The organism is Streptomyces sp. NPDC002573, from assembly GCF_042889625.1.
GTDB lineage: Bacteria > Actinomycetota > Actinomycetes > Streptomycetales > Streptomycetaceae > Streptomyces > Streptomyces gibsoniae.
The window spans coordinates 39,154-58,320 of the sequence record NZ_JBIARC010000047.1 but is presented as its reverse complement, the minus strand read 5'-3'; the positions used below and the strand labels follow the sequence as shown (position 1 = coordinate 58,320).

The window sequence follows — 19,167 nt, the reverse complement described above, 5'->3', positions numbered from 1 at the left end:
CTACCCCTCCTCGTCGGCGGGCCCAGCGGGATGGGCAGGGTCGGAGGCCGATGTGTCCTGCGGCGCGTCGTGCGAACTGAGGTGTTCGGTCGGTGACGGCTCATGCACCGCCGTGTCCTCCGGCGGCTCGTCGTGCGGCCCGCCGTCCCGCGGGTGCACCACACGCGCGGCACCGGACTCCCCCTTGGCCAGCCGCAGCCCGACCAGGGAGGCCGGGCCCGCGCTGCCGGTCGCCTCGACGGCCCCGTCCCGCTCGTCGGGGAAGCCGGCCAGCATCCGCGCGGTCTCCTTGAAGGTGCACATGGGGGCACCGCGGGTGGGGTCGACCTGCCGGCCCGCCCGCAGGTCGTCGACCAGGCGCTTGGCGCTCTCGGGGGTCTGGTTGTCGAAGAACTCCCAGTTGACCATCACCACCGGCGCGAAGTCGCAGGCCGCGTTGCACTCGATGTGCTCCAGGGTCACCTTGCCGTCGGCGGTCGTCCCGCCGTTGCCGACCCCCAGGTGCTCCTGCAGGGCGGAGAAGATCGCGTCGCCGCCCATCACGGCGCACAGGGTGTTGGTGCAGACCCCCACCTGGTAGTCGCCGGACGGACCCCGCCGGTACATGGTGTAGAAGGTGGCGACCGCGGAGACCTCGGCCGTGGTCAGGCCGAGCATGTCCGCGCAGAAGCGCATCCCGGTGCGGGTGACGTGTCCCTCCTCCGACTGCACGAGATGCAGCAACGGCAGGAGGGCGGAGCGCGAGTCCGGGTAGCGGTCGATGATCTCGCGCGCGTCCTGCTCCAGGCGCGCTCGGACGTCGTCCGGATATGCGGGCGCGGGCAGCTCGGGCATGCCCAGACTGACGCCGCGCTCCGAGGAACTGGTGGTCACCGGTCGACGCCTCCCATCACGGGGTCGATGGACGCGACGGCGACGATCACGTCGGCGACCTGGCCGCCCTCGCACATCGCCGCCATGGCCTGCAGGTTGGTGAAGGACGGGTCGCGGAAGTGGACCCGGTAGGGGCGGGTGCCGCCGTCGGACACGACGTGCACCCCGAGTTCGCCCTTGGGCGACTCGACCGCCGCGTACGCCTGTCCCGGCGGGACGCGGAAGCCCTCGGTCACCAGCTTGAAGTGGTGGATCAGGGCCTCCATGGAGGTGCCCATGATCTTCTTGATGTGATCGAGGGAGTTGCCGAGCCCGTCCGGTCCCAGGGCGAGCTGGGCGGGCCAGGCGATCTTCTTGTCGGCGACCATGACCGGGCCGGGCTGCAGCCGGTCCAGGCACTGCTCGATGATCCCGAGCGACTGGCGCATCTCCTCCAGGCGGACGAGGAAGCGGCCGTAGGCGTCGCAGGTGTCGGCGGTCGGGACGTCGAAGTCGTAGGTCTCGTAGCCGCAGTAGGGCTGGGCCTTGCGCAGGTCGTGCGGCAGGCCGGCGGAGCGCAGGATCGGGCCGGTGGCGCCGAGGGCCATGCAGCCGGCCAGGTCCAGATAGCCGACGTCCTGCATACGGGCCTTGAAGATGGGGTTCCCGGTGGCGAGCTTGTCGTACTCCGGGAGGTTCTTCTTCATCTTCTTCACGAACTCGCTGATCTGGTCCACGGCGCCCGGCGGCAGGTCCTGGGCGAGTCCGCCGGGGCGGACGTAGGCGTGGTTCATCCGCAGGCCGGTGATGAGCTCGTAGATGTCGAGGATCATCTCCCGGTCGCGGAAGCCGTAGATCATGATGGTGGTCGCGCCGAGTTCCATGCCTCCGGTGGCGATGCACACCAGGTGGGAGGACATCCGGTTCAGCTCCATCAGGAGCACGCGCAGGATCGTGGCGCGGTCCGGGATCTGGTCCTCGATGCCGAGGAGCTTCTCCACCGCGAGGCAGTACGCCGTCTCGTTGAAGAACGGCGTCAGATAGTCCATGCGCGTCACGAACGTGGTGCCCTGGGTCCACGTGCGGTACTCGAGGTTCTTCTCGATACCGGTGTGGAGATAGCCGATGCCGCAGCGGGCCTCGGTGACGGTCTCGCCGTCGATCTCCAGGATGAGCCTCAGCACGCCGTGCGTGGACGGGTGCTGGGGACCCATGTTGACGATGAGGCGTTCGTCGTCGGCGCGGGTGGCGGACTGGACGACCTCGTCCCAGTCGCCGCCGGTGACCGTGTAGACGGTGCCCTCGGTCGTCTCGCGCGAAGAGGCGGAGGACGGAGTCTGTGTGCTCATGAGTACGACCTCCGCTGGTCCGGAGCCGGGATCTGGGCGCCCTTGTACTCGACGGGGATGCCGCCGAGGGGATAGTCCTTGCGCTGCGGGAAGCCCTGCCAGTCGTCGGGCATCATGATCCGCGTCAGCGCCGGATGGCCGTCGAAGATCAGGCCGAAGAAGTCGTACGTCTCGCGCTCGTGCCAGTCGTTCGTGGGATAGACGGGGACGAGCGACGGGATGTGCGGGTCGGCGTCGGGGGCGCTGACCTCCAGGCGGATCAACCGGTTGTGGGTGATCGACCGCAGGTGGTAGACGGCGTGCAGTTCCCGGCCCTTGTCGCCGGGGTAGTGCACCCCGCTGACACCGGTGCACAGTTCGAAGCGGAGCGCCGGGTCGTCGCGGAGGGTCTGGGCGACGGCGACGAGGTACTCGCGTTCGATGTGGAAGGTCAGCTCGCCACGGTCGACGACGGTCTTCTCGATCGCGCTCTCGGGGACGAGTCCCTGTTCCTCCAGGGCGCCCTCCAGCTCGTCGGCCACCTCGTCGAACCAGCCGCCGTAGGGGCGAGCGGCGGCGCCGGGGAGCCGGACGGAGCGGACCAGGCCGCCGTAGCCGGAGGTGTCGCCGCCGTTGTTGGCGCCGAACATGCCGCGCTGGACGCGGATCTCCTCACCGTGGTCGCCGCGCATGCCCGGGAGGTTGGCGGCGCCGAGGTCCTTCTCGGGGTTGACGCCGTTGCCGTTCGCCGCGGCGCCGTTCGCGCCGTCGCGGGGCGTGTCCGCGCCGTTGCTCTTCGCGTCGCTCATCGCAGCAGCCCCTTCATCTCGATCGTCGGGAGGGCCTTGAGGGCCGCTTCCTCCGCCTCACGGGCCGCCTCCTCGGCGTTCACGCCGAGCTTCGAGGTCTGGATCTTGTGGTGGAGCTTGAGGATCGCGTCCATCAGCATCTCCGGCCGCGGCGGACAGCCCGGCAGATAGATGTCGACGGGGACGATGTGGTCGACGCCCTGCACGATCGCGTAGTTGTTGAACATGCCGCCCGAGGAGGCGCAGACCCCCATGGAGATCACCCACTTGGGGTTCGGCATCTGGTCGTAGACCTGCCGCAGGACCGGCGCCATCTTCTGGCTGACCCGGCCGGCGACGATCATCAGGTCCGCCTGCCGGGGCGAGCCGCGGAAGACCTCCATGCCGAAGCGCGCCAGGTCGTAACGGCCGGCGCCGGTGGTCATCATCTCGATGGCACAGCAGGCGAGGCCGAACGTGGCGGGGAAGACCGATGCCTTGCGCACCCAGCCCGCGGCCTGCTCGACGGTCGTCAGTAGGAAACCGCTCGGCAGCTTTTCTTCGAGTCCCATGACTAAAGGCCCCTCAGTCCCATTCCAGGCCGCCGCGCCGCCATACGTACGCGTACGCGACGAAGACGGTGAGCACGAAGAGCAGCATCTCCACGAGCCCGAAGATCCCCAGGGCGTCGAAGGTGACGGCCCAGGGGTAGAGGAAGACGATCTCGATGTCGAAGACGATGAAGAGCATCGCCGTCAGGTAGTACTTGATGGGGAAGCGCCCGCCGCCGGCCGGCGTGGGGGTCGGCTCGATGCCGCACTCGTAGGCCTCGAGCTTGGCGCGGTTGTACCGCTTCGGACCGATCAGCGTGGCCATGACCACGGAGAAGATCGCAAAGCCTGCCCCGAGGGCTCCCAGTACGAGGATGGGCGCATACGCGTTCACCGCTCCTCGCTCCTCTCAGTCGGCACTGACTGGCGGTTGCACTGGGCTCACTCCGGCCTCATCAGTCCCACGAGCCCCGCCCGCCCCGGCGAAGATCGCGGACATGTGAAGCAGGTCACAAGCCCAACTGCCCCGCATCTTATGCCCGGCGGTATGTGATCTGCGACACGGGGGTCACCACGTACTTTGTGATCTCCACCACCCGGCGAAGGATCATGAAGTCGGATGAGCGGTGACCTTCATACGCGAAGCAGTCAAGTGATCACCAAGAGGTGACATTTTCGCTCGTCCTCGCTGGTCGGCGGCGCCTTGCACTATCAAAGACCATCGACTCAAGGCAAATTCGCCCCGGACCGGATCGCTTGATAAAGGAGCGCGTTCACACCCGGGAGTGAGGGGCGGGGAGGAATGTGGACGCGTGCACACGTTCACAAGCGTGAGCAGATGTGATCAAGCGTGAAGGACGCGCACCGATGGCGAACGAGACATGACTTTCGTGCGCGAGACGCCGCCCTGCCGGAGACCGTTCCGTGACCTGCGCCACATCTGTATGAGATCGAAATAAAGGGGGCTTGGCCATGGAGCGTGACCGGTGATAAGCGCAGCGCAATCCGGACGTAACGAAGAAAACCCGTGATCACAGGCTTGATCACTGGTGTCCGCAATGCCCGTTACGGCGTCAATAAAGAGTGACACGCCCGGGGTTTCGGGGCCCGATTGAACAACTGTGGCGCACCACACGTTTCTTGAAGGTATGGAGGAGCCCCTGATACCCGTTGGACTCATGTCCCACACCGCTCACATACGCAGCCACCGGAAGCCCCGCAACCGCAGCTCGTCGACGATCGCGATGCGGGCCGGAGTTGCGGGTGGCGTCCTCGGCACGCTGGCCGTCGCCGGCGCGTCGGCCTCGGCGAACGCCGCCGAGCCGGTGACGCAGACCCTTGAACTGCCCACCCTGACTGCCGACATGGCCACGCAGGTCGCGCAGTCCGCGGAAGCCACCCAGCAGGCAGCCGCCGACTACCAGCTTCAGGCCGAGCGCGACGCAGCCGCCGCAAATGCCGCAAAGCAGGCCAAGGCGGACCTCGCGGAGGCCAAGAAGAAGGAAGCGGAGGCTCAGCGGAAGGCCGAGGCCGAGCGCAAGACGGCAGCCGCCGCCTCGCGCAGCGCCGACCGGACCGTCCTGGCCGCCACGTCCGACGCCGCCTCGACCAGCACGTCCACGGCCACCGGGTCCGCCGCCGCGGTCGTCGCCTTCGTCAAGGCGCAGATCGGCGACTCGTACGTCATGGGCAGCACCGGCCCGAACTCGTGGGACTGCTCGGGCCTCGTGCAGACCGCGTTCAAGCAGATCGGCGTCAGCCTGCCGCGCGTGTCGCAGGACCAGTCGACCTCCGGTACCCAGGTCTCGCTGAGCAACCTGCAGCCGGGCGACATCCTGTACTGGGGCAGCGCGGGCAGCGCGTACCACGTGGCGGTCTACGTCGGCGACGGCATGTTCGTCGGCGCGCAGAACCCCTCCAGCGGCGTCGTGGAGAAGCCGCTGTCGTACGACCCGCCGACCGGCGCGGTCCGGGTGCTCTGACCCGCAGCACGACCCGTACGGGCGCCGGTGACGCGCATGCGCGTCACCGGCGTCATGGACTGAGGGCCGCCGCTGCCACCGGGCGCGGCGGCCCTTACGGCTGCCCTGACGCGCCCATCGGGGGTACAGCCGGCATCTCCGCTCTGGGCCGCTCCGGCGCGCCCACAGCGCCCATGACGCCCATGACGCCCGCGAGCGCCGCCCGTTGGCCGGGCAGAATTCACCCCAAAGGGAACACCCGCGTGCCGACGGCGACGGGACGGGCCCGGCGGGGCCGTTTGCTTCGCCCGCCGACTCCTCCATGAGACGGACCTTTCGGGCGGTCACATCCGTCTGGACCACCTCTCGGAGCGCGACCGCAGGGACGCGCTCCGGCAGATGGCGGACGGCGCCAGGAGGTGCTCGCACGACGCTCGGCCAGGGCGGCCGAGTTGGGCGCCCCGTAGGAGCGCCCCGGTCCTTGGGGACCGAGAACCGGCCCGCGACGGCTGCGCGCGCCCTCACGCCCCGTCGACGGCGCTCACCGCCCCCGGGCGGGCTCCGGCGCCCTGGGAGCGCTCACGCCCGTGCACAAGCCCTTCACGCCCCCGCGTGCGCCACTCCCCCGCCGAACCCCCGGAGGGCTACGCCTTCGGGGCCACCTTGGACAGGCCGTTGATGACGCGGTCCATCGCGTCGCCGCCCGTCGGGTCCGTCAGGTTGGCCAGGAGCTTCAGCGTGAACTTCATCAGCATCGGGTGCGTCAGGCCCCGCTGGGCCGCGATCTTCATCACCTTCGGGTTGCCGATCAGCTTCACGAAAGCGCGGCCCAGTGTGTAGTAGCCGCCGTAGGTGTCCTTGAGGATCTTCGGGTAGTTGTGCAGGGCCAGTTCGCGCTGGGCGGGGGTCGCGCGGGCCATGGCCTGGACGATGACGTCCGCGGCGATCTGGCCGGACTCCATGGCGTACGCGATGCCCTCGCCGTTGAACGGGTTCACCAGGCCGCCCGCGTCGCCGACGAGCAGCAGGCCCTTGGTGTAGTGCGGCTGGCGGTTGAAGGCCATGGGCAGGGCGGCGCCTCGGATCGGGCCGGTCATGTTCTCGGGGGTGTAGCCCCAGTCCTCGGGCATCGAGGCGCACCACGCCTTGAGCACCTCGCGCCAGTCCAGCTCCTTGAAGGACTCGGAGGTGTTCAGGACGCCCAGGCCGACGTTGCTCGTGCCGTCGCCCATGCCGAAGATCCAGCCGTAGCCCGGGAGCAGCCGCTCCTGGCCGCCGCGCCGGTCCCACAGTTCCAGCCAGGACTCCAGGTAGTCGTCCTCGTGGCGCGGGGAGGTGAAGTACGTGCGCACCGCGACGCCCATCGGCCGGTCCTCGCGGCGGTGCAGCCCCATCGCCAGGGAGAGCCGGGTGGAGTTGCCGTCCGCGGCGACGACGAGCGGCGCGTGGAACGTGACCTCGCGCTTCTCCTCGCCCAGTTTGGCGGTGACGCCGGTGATCCGGCCGGTGCGGTCGTCGACGACCGGCCCGCTGACGTTGCAGCGCTCGTACAGGCGCGCGCCGGCCTTCTGGGCCTGCCGGGCCAGCTGCTCGTCGAAGTCGTCGCGCTTGCGGACGAGTCCGTAGTTCGGGTAGGAGGCGAGATCCGGCCAGTCGAGCTGGAGGCGGGAACCGCCGCCGATGATCCTCAGGCCCTTGTTGCGCAGCCAGCCGGCTTCCTCGGAGATGTCGACGCCCATCGCCACGAGCTGCTTGACGGCGCGCGGGGTGAGGCCGTCGCCGCAGACCTTCTCCCTCGGGAACTCGGTCTTCTCCAGCAGGAGGACATCGAGCCCGGCCCTGGCCAGGTGGTACGCGGTCGTGGAGCCGGCTGGCCCCGCGCCCACGACGATCACATCGGCGGTGTTGTCGGAGAGGGGCTCGGTCACGGCGGGATCTCCCCAGGGTTCGAAATCTGCGTGCTGACGGGCACTGGACATGGGCAGTCTATTCAGCAGAATTGATCACCCGGCTGAAGGGCTGCCCCCGTGAACCGAGCTCTGCCCGTAGTACGGTTGCGCGTTCCCACCGACGAGGATGCCGTGACCTGGCACCGGGTCTTCGACGACCCGGATGTGATGGAGTTCCACGGCGGCCGTTCCGCCGAGCTGTCCGTCTACGAGGAACTCACCGCCCGGCAGCGGCGGCACGACGCCGAGCGCGGCTTCTGCCTGTGGACCGTGCTCGACGAATCCGGTCAGGTCCTCGGCTTCACCGGCGCCCAGCCGTGGCCGCAGGAGTGGGGGCCGCGGGGCGAGATCGAGATCGGCTGGCGGCTCGGGCGGGAGCACTGGGGCAAGGGGTATGTCACGGCGGCCACGCGGATGACCCTGGAGCGGGTCCGCACGGCGGGCGTGGGCGGCGTGGTGGCCATGGTCAACGCCCGGAACGCCAGATCGATCGCGGTCACCCGGCGGCTCGGCATGAGCCTCGCAGAGGTCCTCACGACGCCGGTGTCGAAGCAGGAAGCACACTGCTACCGACTGGCGTTGTGACGTAGCGTAGCCAACTGCTACAGAAAGAAACGCAGCGCTTCCGGGTGGCACCCTCGGCCGGTTACCCTTCCAGTACCGCTGGGGGTGACATCTGTGCCTATAACACCCAAAACACCCGAAGTTCGCGTGCCGCGCCTGGTCGGACTGATGGCGATGGACGCACGCGAGACAGCCGCGCTGCAGGGCGTGGCTCTCGCCGCACCCGACCGGCCGGACTTCCACCGCACCGTCGTCGACTACGTCGTACGCCAATATCCCCTGCCCGGCGCCGAGGTCCCGCGCGGCGCCGTGGTCACCGTGTGGTTCGACCTCGGTGAGGGCGAGGGCGGCGGAGGCGCCGGGGTCCGCGAGCCACGGCTGCCCATCCCGCCGCCGGGCGGACTGCGCCGCGAACTCGACGAACCGGGAGACACCTTCGAACTGCTCAGGTGAGCCGCCCGGCCCTGGCTCGCCGTCCGGCGCCGTCGGCTTGCGTCAGCTCTCCTTGAACCCGCGGTGCAGCGCGACGATGCCGCCTGTCAGATTGCGCCACGCCACCTTCGACCAGCCCGCCTTGCGCAGCCGCTCGGCGAGGGCCGGCTGGTCGGGCCAGGCGCGGATGGACTCGGCGAGGTAGACGTACGCGTCCGGGTTGGACGACACCGCCCGCGCCACCGGCGGCAGCGCCCGCATCAGGTACTCGGTGTAGACCGTGCGGAAGGGCGTCCACGTGGGATGCGAGAACTCGCAGATCACGACGCGCCCGCCCGGCTTGGTCACCCGGTACAGCTCGCTCAGCGCCGCGTCGGTGTCCTGCACGTTGCGCAGCCCGAAGGAGATCGTCACGGCGTCGAAGACATCGTCCCGGAAGGGCAGCCGCGTGGCGTCGCCCGCCGTGAACGGCATCCAGGGGTGCCGCTTCTTGCCGACCTGGAGCATCCCGAGCGAGAAGTCGCAGGGCACCACATAGGCCCCCGCGCGCGTGAACGGCAGCGACGAGGTCGCCGTGCCCGCCGCCAGGTCCAGGACCTTCTGCGCGGGACGCGCGTCGACCGCCCTCGCGACCTCCTTGCGCCACACCCGGTCCTGGCCGAGCGACAGCAGGTCGTTCGTCAGGTCGTACCGTTCCGCCACGTCGTCGAACATCGAGGCGACTTCGTGCGGCTGCTTGTCCAGGGATGCGCGGGTCACGGTCCCATTGTGGCAGTACGGGGTACGGCGTCACGGCAGCAGCCTCGGCTTCTTCCGCGCGGCCACGTCCTCGACCCATCCCACGAGGGGAATCGCGGCTCAGATCAGCACCCAGCCGACGCCGTACATGAACCACTGGCTGTCCAGCGGCAGCCACTTCTCGAACGCAGGCACGTCCCAGAACCGGTCGATCAGCGGCACGGCGAGGACGAGCGCGATCTCGTGCCAGAGGTAGATCGTCACCGCGCGCGCGTTGAAGATCGTCACCACCCGGTCGGTCCGCCGGAGGCGGGCCGGCCACGCGAGGTCGATACGGAAGTACGCCTTGGCGTACATGAGCAGCGTCACATAGCCGGCCGACAGAACGCCTGGGCGAGCGGGATGTCTCCAGGTCGTAACTGTCCGTCTTCTGCTGGTGGGTGAGGGCCTACCAGCCCCCGTACGCCCTCGTAGAGGATGGCGCCGGTGGCGGTGCGGTGCGCGGCCTGGAGCACCGGCGTCCCGGACCGGGTCCGGCCGGCGCCCGCCCCGTCCGGACCGGCACCCTCCGCCAAGGCACCCGCACCCGCAAAAGCACCCCTCCCCGCATCCGCGGAGGCCCCGGCGCCCGTTGCCGTCCGTCCGGTCGCGCGGTCCTCGGCGAGGGCGCCGCTGATCGTGGTGAAGGTGTGTACGCGAAGGCGCTGGACGCGGCGGGCGCGACCCGGGCGGGCTTCGACATCGAGGGCGGCCGGCTCACGGACACGGCGTCGGGCGCGCTGCGCTCGAAGGCGATCGCGCTGCTGCAGAAGGAGCGCCCCGGGCTCGACGTCTCGTTCACCCTGCCCGTGATGCCCTCGGGCCTGGACGCCGACGGCAAGGCGCTGCTGGAGTCGGCCAACGACCACGGGGTGCGGGTCTCCGCCGTGGACATCATGACGATGAACTACGGCGAGTCGTACACCGGCGACATGGGCGACTACGCGATCACCTCCGCCGAGGCGGCCCACGACCAGCTCGCGGACACCTTCGGGCTGGGTTCCCGGGGCGCGTGGCAGGGCCTGGCGCTGACCTCGATGATCGGCGTCAACGACGTCTCGGGAGAGACGTTCACGCTCTCCGACGCGGTCCAGGTGCGGTCGTTCGCCGAGCGGAAGGACCTGGCGTGGCTGTCGATGTGGTCGACGTTCCGCGACCGGAGCTGCGTGGACGGCAGCTCCTCCAAGGGCGACGCGGCCACGAACTGCAGTGGCGTCAGGCAGACTTCGGGAGCCTTCGGACAGGCCTTGGCGGGGTCAACCGTCAGCGGCGCCGGTGCACGAGCCGCCCGGCGACGACCGTCGCCACACATGTCCCGGCCCCGCGCTCGGTGAGGGCGGCCTCGTCGGGGACGTCGAAGACGGCGAACGTCGCGTCCCAGCCGTCGGCGCCGTGCGGCGGAAGCGGCAGCAGCATCGCCTCCGCCAGGCTGCGCCCGGCCAGCGGGTCGAGGGACGGCGGGCTCTCGGGACGCTCGAAACGCTCCTCCTGCGTCAGCCCCGCTCGGTACACGGCGTCCACCACGGCGGGCCTCGTCAGGGTTCCGGCCACGGCGACCGTGCCGTGCGCCAGCATCCGCTGCACTCCCCGCCGTGCGCTCGCGCCCCGGCGGGTGTCGCTCAGCGCCAGTTCCGCGAGGGCCTCGCCCACGATCGGCCGGGTGCCCAGCTCGTCGGCCTCGCGGGGATCCGGATGGTAGGCCTGCTCCAGCAGTTCGGGCCCGTACGGGTTCAGCAGACCCGGGGTCAGGAGCCCCGGCCAGCGCCGGACCCGGGCAGTCGGGTGTGCCGCCGCCAGTTCCTCGTAGGGGCCCATGGCCGCGCACGCCCGGCCGTCGACGAGCACCGCGCCGTCGGGCAGGGCGGGCCGCCGGTCCCCGGTGACCAGGAGACCGGCGGTGTGGATCGTCAGCATGCGCGACCTAGTTGGAGGCGAGCAGCTTCAGCTCGGGGTGGGCCGTGCCGCCCTCGATCGCCGTCGACGAGATGTGGGACGCGACCCGCTCGTCGACCGGGTCGTTCGCCGGGTCGTCATGGACGACCAGGTGCTCGTACGTCGTCGCGCGCTGCGCCGGGACCCGGCCGGCCTTCCGGATCAGGTCGATGATCTCCTGGCGGTTGGAGCGGTGCTTGGCACCGGCCGAGGAGACGACGTTCTCCTCCAGCATGATCGAGCCGAGGTCGTCCGCGCCGTAGTGCAGCGACAGCTGGCCGACCTCCTTGCCGGTGGTCAGCCACGAGCCCTGGATGTGCCGGACGTTGTCCAGGAAGAGGCGGGCGATCGCGATCATCCGCAGGTACTCGAAGATGGTCGCCTGGGTGCGACCCTTCAGATGGTTGTTCTCGGGCTGGTAGGTGTAGGGGATGAAGGCCCGGAAACCGCCCGTGCGGTCCTGTACCTCACGGATCATCCGCAGGTGCTCGATGCGCTCGGCGTTGGTCTCGCCGGTGCCCATGAGCATGGTGGACGTGGACTCCACGCCGAGGTTGTGCGCGGCCTCCATGATCTCCAGCCAGCGCTCGCCGCTCTCTTTGAGAGGCGCGATCGCCTTGCGGGGCCGCTCGGGCAGGAGTTCGGCGCCGGCGCCGGCGAAGGAGTCGAGCCCGGCGGTGTGGATGCGCGTGATGGCCTCTTCCACCGAGACGCCCGAGATCCGCGCCATGTGCTCGACCTCGGACGCCCCCAGGCTGTGGATGACCAGCTGCGGGAAGGCTTCCTTGATGGCGCGGAAGTGCTTCTCGTAGTACTCGACGCCGTAGTCCGGGTGGTGGCCGCCCTGGAACATGATCTGGGTGCCGCCGAGTTCGACGGTCTCCGCGCACCGGCGCAGGATGTCGTCGAGGTCGCGGGTCCAGCCCTTGGCGGTGTCCTTCGGGGCCGCGTAGAAGGCGCAGAACTTGCACGCCGTCACGCAGACGTTCGTGTAGTTGATGTTGCGCTCGATGATGTACGTCGCGATGTGCTCGACACCGGCGTACTTGCGGCGGCGTACGGCGTCGGCGGCGGCGCCCAGCGCGTGCAGCGGGGCGTCCCGGTACAGGAGGAGCGCCTCTTCGGGGGTGATCCGCCCACCGGCTGCGGCACGGTCGAGGACGGCTGTGACATCAATGGGCGTGAGGTCGGCCTTCTCGGTCACCGGGCGTCCCTTTCGTAAGGGTTGTGGACAGACCGGACCAGCCTACGCCAGGGGTTTCACCGCGCCGACGTCAGGCTGCACCCGCGCCGGTCAGCAGCCCCACCAGGGCGCCGGCGATGAGGAACGGCCCGAAGGGGATCGTGGTCCGCCGCCCGGCGCGGCGCGCCAGCACGAGCGCGAGTCCGTACAGCCCGCCGAGGAGGAATCCGGTGAAGGTGCCGAGGACCACGGCCGACCAGCCGTACCAGCCGAGCACCGCGCCGAGCCCGAGGGCGAGTTTGACGTCGCCGAAGCCCATGCCCTTCGAGTTGACGAGGAAGAGCACGTAGTACGCGCCGCCCAGGACGAGGGCGCCGAACAGCGCGGTGCGCCAGTGCCCCGCGTGCCCCGGCAGGGCCGCGGCCGGGGCGAGCAGGACCAGGGCGGCGGCCGCGAGCGGCAGGGTGAGCACGTCCGGCAGCCGCTGCACCCGGAAGTCCACGATCGCCAGCAGAACGCCGACGGGGGCGAGCAGCAGCCAGACGGCCACCTCGGGGCGGGTGCCGGTGGCCAGGGCGAGGGCGGCGCACACCAGGGCGGTGGCCACGCACACCAGGACGGTCCCGGGGCCGTACGCTTGCCCGTCGGGACACCGGGCCCGGCCGAGCCACCCGTCGATCGGGTGCCCCTCGGGACACCGGTCCCGCCATGGCTGTTCGGGCTCGACGCAGAGCCGGTACGCGGCCCGGGGCACCAGCAGCCCGACGCCCACGCCCCACACCGCGGCCCCGAGGGCCACCCAGAGGTCCAGATCCACGGGCACAGGGTAAGAGCTCCGAGTGGCCCGGCAGGAGGGCTACTTGACCTTTTGCAGGACTGCTGTCGGGTTCCCGGCCTCCGCGTTGTCCGTCTCGTACCTGAGGTCCGAGCCGGTGGGGGTCAGCCGGACCTCGTGACTTCCGGTCGTGCACTGCGACGGGTTGGACTCCTCGGCGACGCTCGTGGCGACGAGCTGCCCGGCCGTGGCCTGCTTCAGGATCAGCACGTCGTCGCAGACGCCGCCGATCTGGTCGGTGGACCGGAAGGTGCCGATCCGCCCGCCGACGGCCGCCTGGCCGATGGTCAACCGGAACTTGCCCGCGGGCAGCGCGCCGCCGAGCGCGAGGGCGTCGCCCTCCCAGGTGCCGAGATAGAAGGCGGGCACGGCGGCGTTCCCGCTCGCCGGGGCGGACGCGCTGCCCGTGGCCGACGGGGACGTGGGGGCTCCACCGGCGGTGTTGTCGCCGGAGCGGCCGCCGTCGAGCAGCCGGAAGACGAAGTGCGAACCGAGCGTCGCCACGGCCAGCGCCCCGGCCACCGCCAGCGCGACCGTGCAGCTCACGCGGCGGCCACGACCGCCGGGAGTGGGGGTGGAGGTCGCGGCGACGCTCACGGAGAGCTTTCCGGGGCCCCCGGGGACGGTCACGGCGTCCTGGGTCTGCGCCTCGGGGCGCGGGGAGGGAGGGACGCTCATGGCGGGCGGAGGGCCGAAGACCCCGGCGGGCAGCGGGACTTCGTGCGCCGGAGCGGGACGGCGCGCGGAGGCGGCGCCTGCGTCGGTAATCGCGCCCGCGTCCGCAGGCGTCCCGGGCGAGTCGTTCACCGACGTCTTGGTGAATCCCACCGGCCCCGAGGGGGGTGTCCGCGCCGGATGTGCCCCCGAGGCCTCCAGGTTCAGCAGCTGTACGGCCTGACGGCTGACCTGTTCCACCAGCGGGCCGGGCAGCCAGCCGCCGCTCACCAGGCGGGACGCGCCCTCCGGGGCGAGGCGCCGGGCCACGTCCTCCGGCGCGGGGCGCGCCGCCGGGTCCTTGGCCAGGCAGCCGGCCACCAGCTCCCGCACCTCACCGTCCAGGGCGCCGAGCTCCGGTTCCTCGTGGACGACCTTGTACAGCAGCGCCGCCGAGGAGTCGCCGGGGAACGGGGGCTCCCCGGTCGCCGCGTACGCCAGCACCGCGCCCAGGGAGAAGACGTCCGCCGCGCCGGTGACGCCCTTGCCGAGGATCTGCTCGGGGGACATGTAGCCGGGCGAACCGACGGAGACGCCCGTGGAGGTCAGCGACGCCGTGCCGTCCGTGGCCCGCGCGATGCCGAAGTCGATCAGGAGGGGTCCGTCGAGGGTGAGCAGGACGTTGGACGGCTTCACGTCCCGGTGCACGAGGCCCAGTCCGTGCACCGCCGCCAGCGCCTCCGCGAGACCCGCGCCCAGCGCCCGTACGGAATGCGGGGGCAGCGCGCCGCCGTCCGTCACCGCGGCGGTCAGGGACGGCCCCGCCGCGTACCCGGTCGCGACCCACGGCACCGGCGCCTCGGGGTCCGCGTCCAGCACGGGCGCGGTCCAGGCGCCGCCGACCCGCCGCGCGGCCTCCACCTCGCGGCGGAAGCGGGCACGGAACTCCTCGTCCAGCGCGAAGTGCGGATGCACGATCTTGACCGCGACCGTGCGTCCGCCCGCGCTGCGCCCGAGGTAGACCCGGCCCATCCCGCCCGAGCCGAGTCTGCCGAGCAGCCGGTAGGGCCCCATCGTGGTGGGTGCACCGGCCTCCAGTGGCTCCATGGCGCCACTCCTCCCCCGTACGACTTCCCAGCAGGGTAGTGCCGCCCCTGGGGCCCGCTGCTAGGAGCCCAGGAGCTCCACCTTCACGTCCGCGGGGAAGCCCGTGGTCGGCCCGACCCGCCGGGCGAACTCGGTGACCGCCGCCAACTGCGGGCCGCCGAAGCGGAAGTCGAGCGTCGTGAAGTACTTCTCCAGCACGGTCGCGTCGAAGGCCTCCCAGCGGGCCGCCTGCTCGGCGACCTTGGCGACCTCCTCCAGGGACACGTCGCGCGAGGCCAGGAACTCCTTGTGCACCCGGTGGGTGACCTCCGGCTCGCGCTCCAGGTAGTCCCGGCGGGCGGCCCACACCGCGAAGACGAACGGCAGGCCCGTCCACTCCTTCCACAGCGTGCCGAGGTCGTGCACGGCGAGGCCGTAGCGGGGGCCCTCGTGGAGGTTGGCGCGCAGGGCGGCGTCGCCGATGAGGACCGCGGCCTGCGCCTCCTGCATCATCAGGCTGAGGTCGGGCGGGCACGTGTAGTAGTCCGGCGTGACCCCGTACCGCTCGGAGAGCAGCAGCTGGGCCAGGCGCACGGAGGTCCGGGAGGTGGAGCCGAGGGCGACACGGGCGCCGTCGAGCTGCTCCAGCGGGACCTGGGAGACGATCACGCAGGACATCACGGGGCCGTCGCAGCCGACCGCGATGTCGGGCAGGGCCACCAGGTCGTCGGCGTTCTTGAGGAACTCGACGAGGGTGATGGGGCCGATGTCGAGATCGCCCCGCACCAGCTGCTCACTGAGCTTCTCGGGGGTGTCCTTGGTCAGCTCCATGTCCAGGAGCGTTCCGGTTCTCGCGAGCCCCCAGTACAGGGGCAGGCAGTTCAGGAACTGGATGTGGCCGACGCGCGGCCTGGTGCGAGAATTGTCCACATCGCGAGACTAGACCTCGTGCGATACGGTGCTGGCTTCCGGGTCCAGAAGTCACCTTGCATACCTTCCGGACCACTGATGTCAACCTCTACGTCCACTATGCGACACTGTGTCGTCAGTTCAACTCACACCCGTTCAAACATTCGGGTGAAGTGATCTTGGCCTCTATTGCTTTCGGCTGCCCGCGTGCTAGGCTCGCCGCAAGTTGCAGTTTGGTTTCCTTGCAGTACAGAGCCTGCGGAGCATGTGACCGCGGGCTCTCGTCGTTTTCAGAGACATGCAGTTGTGCGGCGCTTCAGTTTTCACACTTGCAGGTTCTGGAGCAGGGCAACCCTTTGGGCCCAAGGAGGGCTTATGGCTACCGGAACCGTGAAGTGGTTCAACGCCGAAAAGGGCTTTGGTTTCATCGCCCAGGAAGGCGGCGGCCCCGACGTCTTCGTCCACTACTCCGCGATCAACGCGAACGGTTTCCGCTCGCTCGAGGAGAACCAGCAGGTGAGCTTCGACGTGACCCAGGGCCCGAAGGGTCCGCAGGCGGAGAACGTCACGGCCATCTGAGTCGCTGACCCGGAGTTTTCGGTCTTCGGTTCCAGGCCTTCGGCTCACCGGCCTTCCGGCCCATCGAGTCCGATGCTTTGATCCGGAACGGACAGCAGTACCCAAGGAGCCCCACGCGCCATCCGGCGCAGGGGGCTCCTGCTTTTTTGCACAGACCTTTTCCCGCCGGTTTCCCACCGGTTCCCCGCCAGGCGCACATAAACCCCACCGGCGCCGAGGTCCCGCCACGGATCACCCGGCGCTCCCGCACCGCGAGCGAAAGACACGCGAGGGCGCCCGAAGGTGTGGAAGGCCCGTAGGTGTCTAGTGCTGCGACCGGCCACAGCGCTAGAAGATCCGCTGCGGCGGGCGGGCGCCGTGCGTCAGGGCCTCCAGGACGTCCCGGGTCCTCGGGCCCCTGCCCTGGGCGGGGTCCAGGCCCTGTCTGCGCAGGAGGGCCGTCAGGGACGCCTGGACGACCTCCGCGCCCTGGGGCGGCACCCGCTCGGAGACCTCCAGCCGGCGCAGGGGCCGCGGACCGTCCAGGGTCCAGCTCTCCAGGGTCACTTCGTGATGGTCCAGGCGTACGCCCTCCCAGCGCACGGAGTGCACCGGCCCGAGCACGTCCAGCGGCCCGGCGGCCACCACCACGTCCGCGCAGTCGGCCAGGAACGCCCGCTGCCGCTCCGACAGGGCCCACAGCGGCTGCTGCGCACCGGACGCCACGGCCGCCACCGCAGCACTGCCGCAGTCGGTCGTGAACGACGCCGACAGCGTCCGGTGCTCCCCCGACCAGTCCCCCGTCAGACCGAAGGAGTCCGGTCCCTGCGCCCGGAAGTCCAGCCACCGGTCGCCTATCCAGGACCGCCGGCACGGTCTCAGCCTGGCCGTGACGTCACCGCCTCGCCCGCCCCCGTCCCGCAGCCGCAGGATCACCCCCGCGTTCAACAGCGGCAGGTCACACGGGCCGCCCACGTGACCGCCTGGCTGGAGGAACTGGCCCGGCGGACGGGCCTCGCGTCGGCGGAGGCGGCCGCCGCCCGCTGCCGGGGACTGCTGGCGGCCACGCCCGAGGAGGCGGAGGCGCACTTCGTCCGCGCGCTGGACGCCCACGGCCGCACCACGGGCCCCTTCGACCTCGCCCGCACCCAGCTGTGCGCGGCGGAGGTGCTGCGCCACCACCGCCGCCCGGCCGCCGCCCGCGCACCCCTGACGGCGGCCCTGGCCTGCTTCCAGCGGCTGGGCGCCGAGCCCTGGGCGCGGCGGGCGGCGGGTGAACTGGCGGCGACGGGCGGCATCGTGACGGCCGACCGCCCGTCGACGGCCGACGCGCTCTCCCTGCTGACGCCCCAGGAGTTCCAGGTGTCCCGGGCGGTGGCCCGGGGCCTGAACAACGTGGAGGCGGCGGCGTCGCTCTTCGTCTCCCGCAAGACGGTGGAAGCGCACCTCACCCGTATCTACCGCAAGCTCCAGGTCCGCTCCCGAACGGACCTGACCCGTCTGCTGACGGCGGCGGGCCTGCTCGACTGAACCGTCCCGGCCGGGTGAGCCGCTACCACTCCACCGGCAGCTCCAGCGGGAAGCGGCGGATCGTCTCCGTGTCCCAGCGGATCTCCCCCGGCGGTACCGCGAGCCGCAGTTCGGGGAAGCGGTCCAGGAGCCGGCCGATGGCCACTTCCAGTTCCGCCATGGCCATCGGTACGGCGATGCACCGGTGGCCGCCCCAGCCGAAGGTCATATGGGGCAGGGTGGGCCGCTCGGGGTCGATGAGGTCCGGGTCGGGGTAGCGCCCCGGGTCACGGTTCGCGGTCAGGTACGACACATGGACGTAGTCGCCCGCCCGGATCCGTACCCCGTCGATCTCCACGTCCTCCAGCGCCACCCGCGGAATGCCGACCCCCTTGCGGAACGGGATGTAGCGCAGGATCTCGTGCAGCGTGGCCGTCAGGGTCTCCGGCCGGTCGCGGAGCCGCTGCATCAGCGCGGGGCGGGTCAGCAGCAGATAGACGATGTCGCTGATCTGGCAGGTCGCCGTGTCCTGGCCGCTGAGCACCAGCGTCAGCGCCATGACCGCGAGTTCCTGGTCGTCGAGCGCGTCCTCGCCCTCCCGCGCGGCGGCCAGCGCGCTGATCAGGTCGGGGCCGGGGGCCCGCCGGCGCTGTTCGACCTGTTCGCCGAAGTACGCCCGCAGCTCCGCCTTGGCGGCCGCGGCCTGCTCCCGGCTGTCCGGGCCGGTGGCGAGCAGCTGGTGGACGTACTCCTGCATCCGGTCCCAGTCCGCCTCGGGGATGCCGAGGACGTCGAAGATGGTGCGCCGGGGCAGCGGGTTCGACAGATGCTCGACCAGGTCCACCGGCGGCCCCTGGGCCTCCATCTCGTCGAGCAGGGTGTCCGCGAGTAGCGTGATGCGCTCCCGCATCCGCTCCACCTGCCGTTGGGAGAAGGCCTGGGAGGCGAGGTGGCGCAGCCGGCTGCTGTGCGGCGGGTCCATCACGTTGATGGACTCCGGGGAGACGATGGGCTCCGGCGTCAGCCGCGGGTAGTCGGTGCCGATGATCGCCGCCCGGCTGAACCGCTGGTCGCTGGTCACCTGCCGCACCCCCTCGAACCCGGTGACCAGCCAGGCGTCGCCTTCGCCGTACGGCAGCCGGATCCGGGTGAGGGAGTCGCGGCCCATGAGCTTCGCGAGCGAGGGATCGAACTCCAGGCCCTCGCTGAAGTCGAACGGGCACAGGAGGGGTTCGTTGCCTGCGGTCATCGTGCGGTCTCCGTTTCGAGCGGCCTTCGTGTTCCGTGCGCCTGCCATCC

19 protein-coding genes and 2 pseudogenes are annotated in these 19,167 nt (G+C 70.7%); 6 read left to right on the top strand and 15 right to left on the bottom strand.

Features of this window, described 5'->3' with window-relative positions:
* Genes nuoE through ACFYX0_RS33270 form a run of 5 tightly spaced genes read right to left on the bottom strand, consistent with a single transcriptional unit; the run spans window position 1 to window position 3,913 of the window.
* Window positions 1-873: an NADH-quinone oxidoreductase subunit NuoE gene (nuoE, locus tag ACFYX0_RS33290; RefSeq protein ID WP_388975944.1), complete on the bottom strand. Its 873-nt coding sequence runs from the start codon at window positions 871-873 to the stop codon at window positions 1-3.
* Entirely contained in the window at window positions 870-2,201 is a 1,332-nt protein-coding gene (locus tag ACFYX0_RS33285) for an NADH-quinone oxidoreductase subunit D (protein WP_388975942.1), read from the bottom strand. Before ACFYX0_RS33285 ends, nuoE begins: the two co-directional genes overlap by 4 nt.
* Window positions 2,198-2,989 carry an NADH-quinone oxidoreductase subunit C gene (locus tag ACFYX0_RS33280; protein ID WP_388975939.1) on the bottom strand — a complete coding sequence of 264 codons (792 nt, stop codon included), beginning with the start codon at window positions 2,987-2,989 and terminating at the stop codon, window positions 2,198-2,200. Before ACFYX0_RS33280 ends, ACFYX0_RS33285 begins: the two co-directional genes overlap by 4 nt.
* The gene (locus ACFYX0_RS33275; protein ID WP_023547484.1) at window positions 2,986-3,540 is read right to left on the bottom strand and encodes an NADH-quinone oxidoreductase subunit B family protein; all 555 of its coding nucleotides are present in this window, start codon (window positions 3,538-3,540) and stop codon (window positions 2,986-2,988) included. Before ACFYX0_RS33275 ends, ACFYX0_RS33280 begins: the two co-directional genes overlap by 4 nt.
* Before the next feature lie 13 nt (window positions 3,541-3,553).
* Window positions 3,554-3,913, bottom strand: a complete 360-nt coding sequence (locus ACFYX0_RS33270; protein ID WP_003992243.1) for an NADH-quinone oxidoreductase subunit A — start codon at window positions 3,911-3,913, stop codon at window positions 3,554-3,556.
* 784 nt (window positions 3,914-4,697) lie between these two features.
* Here ACFYX0_RS33270 and ACFYX0_RS33265 point away from each other — a divergent pair.
* Entirely contained in the window at window positions 4,698-5,501 is an 804-nt protein-coding gene (locus ACFYX0_RS33265) for a C40 family peptidase (RefSeq protein WP_388975936.1), read from the top strand.
* 623 nt (window positions 5,502-6,124) lie between these two features.
* Here the strand turns inward: ACFYX0_RS33265 and ACFYX0_RS33260 are convergent.
* Window positions 6,125-7,459, bottom strand: coding sequence for a geranylgeranyl reductase family protein (locus tag ACFYX0_RS33260; RefSeq protein WP_355908538.1), 1,335 nt, complete (start codon window positions 7,457-7,459; stop codon window positions 6,125-6,127).
* 48 nt (window positions 7,460-7,507) lie between these two features.
* Here ACFYX0_RS33260 and ACFYX0_RS33255 point away from each other — a divergent pair, with 48 nt between their 5' ends.
* Together ACFYX0_RS33255 and ACFYX0_RS33250 are read left to right on the top strand one after the other, a co-directional pair.
* Window positions 7,508-8,014: a GNAT family N-acetyltransferase gene (locus tag ACFYX0_RS33255; RefSeq protein ID WP_388975933.1), complete on the top strand. Its 507-nt coding sequence runs from the start codon at window positions 7,508-7,510 to the stop codon at window positions 8,012-8,014.
* A 93-nt stretch (window positions 8,015-8,107) separates the two neighbouring features.
* Window positions 8,108-8,446, top strand: a complete 339-nt coding sequence (locus ACFYX0_RS33250) for a PASTA domain-containing protein (RefSeq protein WP_388975931.1) — start codon at window positions 8,108-8,110, stop codon at window positions 8,444-8,446.
* Between the two features lie 42 nt (window positions 8,447-8,488).
* Here the strand turns inward: ACFYX0_RS33250 and ACFYX0_RS33245 are convergent, their stop codons facing one another.
* Entirely contained in the window at window positions 8,489-9,184 is a 696-nt protein-coding gene (locus ACFYX0_RS33245) for a demethylmenaquinone methyltransferase (RefSeq protein WP_388975928.1), read from the bottom strand.
* 30 nt (window positions 9,185-9,214) lie between these two features.
* Window positions 9,215-9,626 (bottom strand): annotated as a pseudogene (locus tag ACFYX0_RS33240) (acyltransferase); the annotation flags it as partial.
* Window positions 9,627-9,855: 229 nt separating this feature from the next.
* Between ACFYX0_RS33240 and ACFYX0_RS33235 the strand changes: the two are divergent.
* Window positions 9,856-10,458: pseudogene (locus tag ACFYX0_RS33235) on the top strand (hydrolase); the annotation flags it as partial.
* A gap of 7 nt (window positions 10,459-10,465) precedes the next feature.
* Here the strand turns inward: ACFYX0_RS33235 and ACFYX0_RS33230 are convergent.
* The 5 genes from ACFYX0_RS33230 to ACFYX0_RS33210 all read right to left on the bottom strand — a co-directional run bounded on the left by ACFYX0_RS33230 (window position 10,466) and on the right by ACFYX0_RS33210 (window position 15,822).
* On the bottom strand, window positions 10,466-11,116 hold the full coding sequence (locus ACFYX0_RS33230) for a hypothetical protein (protein WP_388975926.1): 651 nt from the start codon (window positions 11,114-11,116) through the stop codon (window positions 10,466-10,468).
* 7 nt (window positions 11,117-11,123) lie between these two features.
* Window positions 11,124-12,338 carry a cyclic dehypoxanthinyl futalosine synthase gene (gene mqnC, locus ACFYX0_RS33225; RefSeq protein WP_355908551.1) on the bottom strand — a complete coding sequence of 405 codons (1,215 nt, stop codon included), beginning with the start codon at window positions 12,336-12,338 and terminating at the stop codon, window positions 11,124-11,126.
* Between the two features lie 70 nt (window positions 12,339-12,408).
* On the bottom strand, window positions 12,409-13,134 hold the full coding sequence (locus ACFYX0_RS33220) for a prepilin peptidase (protein ID WP_388975923.1): 726 nt from the start codon (window positions 13,132-13,134) through the stop codon (window positions 12,409-12,411).
* A gap of 39 nt (window positions 13,135-13,173) precedes the next feature.
* Window positions 13,174-14,913, bottom strand: a complete 1,740-nt coding sequence (locus ACFYX0_RS33215) for a serine/threonine-protein kinase (RefSeq protein ID WP_388975921.1) — start codon at window positions 14,911-14,913, stop codon at window positions 13,174-13,176.
* A 60-nt stretch (window positions 14,914-14,973) separates the two neighbouring features.
* Window positions 14,974-15,822 (bottom strand): menaquinone biosynthetic enzyme MqnA/MqnD family protein, encoded by an 849-nt coding sequence (locus ACFYX0_RS33210; protein ID WP_388975919.1) that lies wholly within the window; start codon window positions 15,820-15,822, stop codon window positions 14,974-14,976.
* Window positions 15,823-16,176: 354 nt separating this feature from the next.
* Here ACFYX0_RS33210 and ACFYX0_RS33205 point away from each other — a divergent pair, with 354 nt between their 5' ends.
* Window positions 16,177-16,380: a cold-shock protein gene (locus ACFYX0_RS33205; protein ID WP_043442843.1), complete on the top strand. Its 204-nt coding sequence runs from the start codon at window positions 16,177-16,179 to the stop codon at window positions 16,378-16,380.
* A 327-nt stretch (window positions 16,381-16,707) separates the two neighbouring features.
* Here ACFYX0_RS33205 and ACFYX0_RS33200 read toward each other — a convergent pair whose 3' ends face one another.
* Entirely contained in the window at window positions 16,708-17,334 is a 627-nt protein-coding gene (locus tag ACFYX0_RS33200; RefSeq protein WP_388975916.1) for a hypothetical protein, read from the bottom strand.
* Here ACFYX0_RS33200 and ACFYX0_RS33195 point away from each other — a divergent pair, their 5' ends adjacent.
* On the top strand, window positions 17,335-17,889 hold the full coding sequence (locus ACFYX0_RS33195) for a response regulator transcription factor (protein ID WP_388975913.1): 555 nt from the start codon (window positions 17,335-17,337) through the stop codon (window positions 17,887-17,889).
* A gap of 22 nt (window positions 17,890-17,911) precedes the next feature.
* On the opposite strand, the gene ACFYX0_RS33190 is transcribed toward ACFYX0_RS33195, so the two are convergent.
* Window positions 17,912-19,117 carry a cytochrome P450 gene (locus ACFYX0_RS33190; protein WP_388975910.1) on the bottom strand — a complete coding sequence of 402 codons (1,206 nt, stop codon included), beginning with the start codon at window positions 19,115-19,117 and terminating at the stop codon, window positions 17,912-17,914.
* Between the last annotated feature and the right edge of the window lie 50 nt (window positions 19,118-19,167).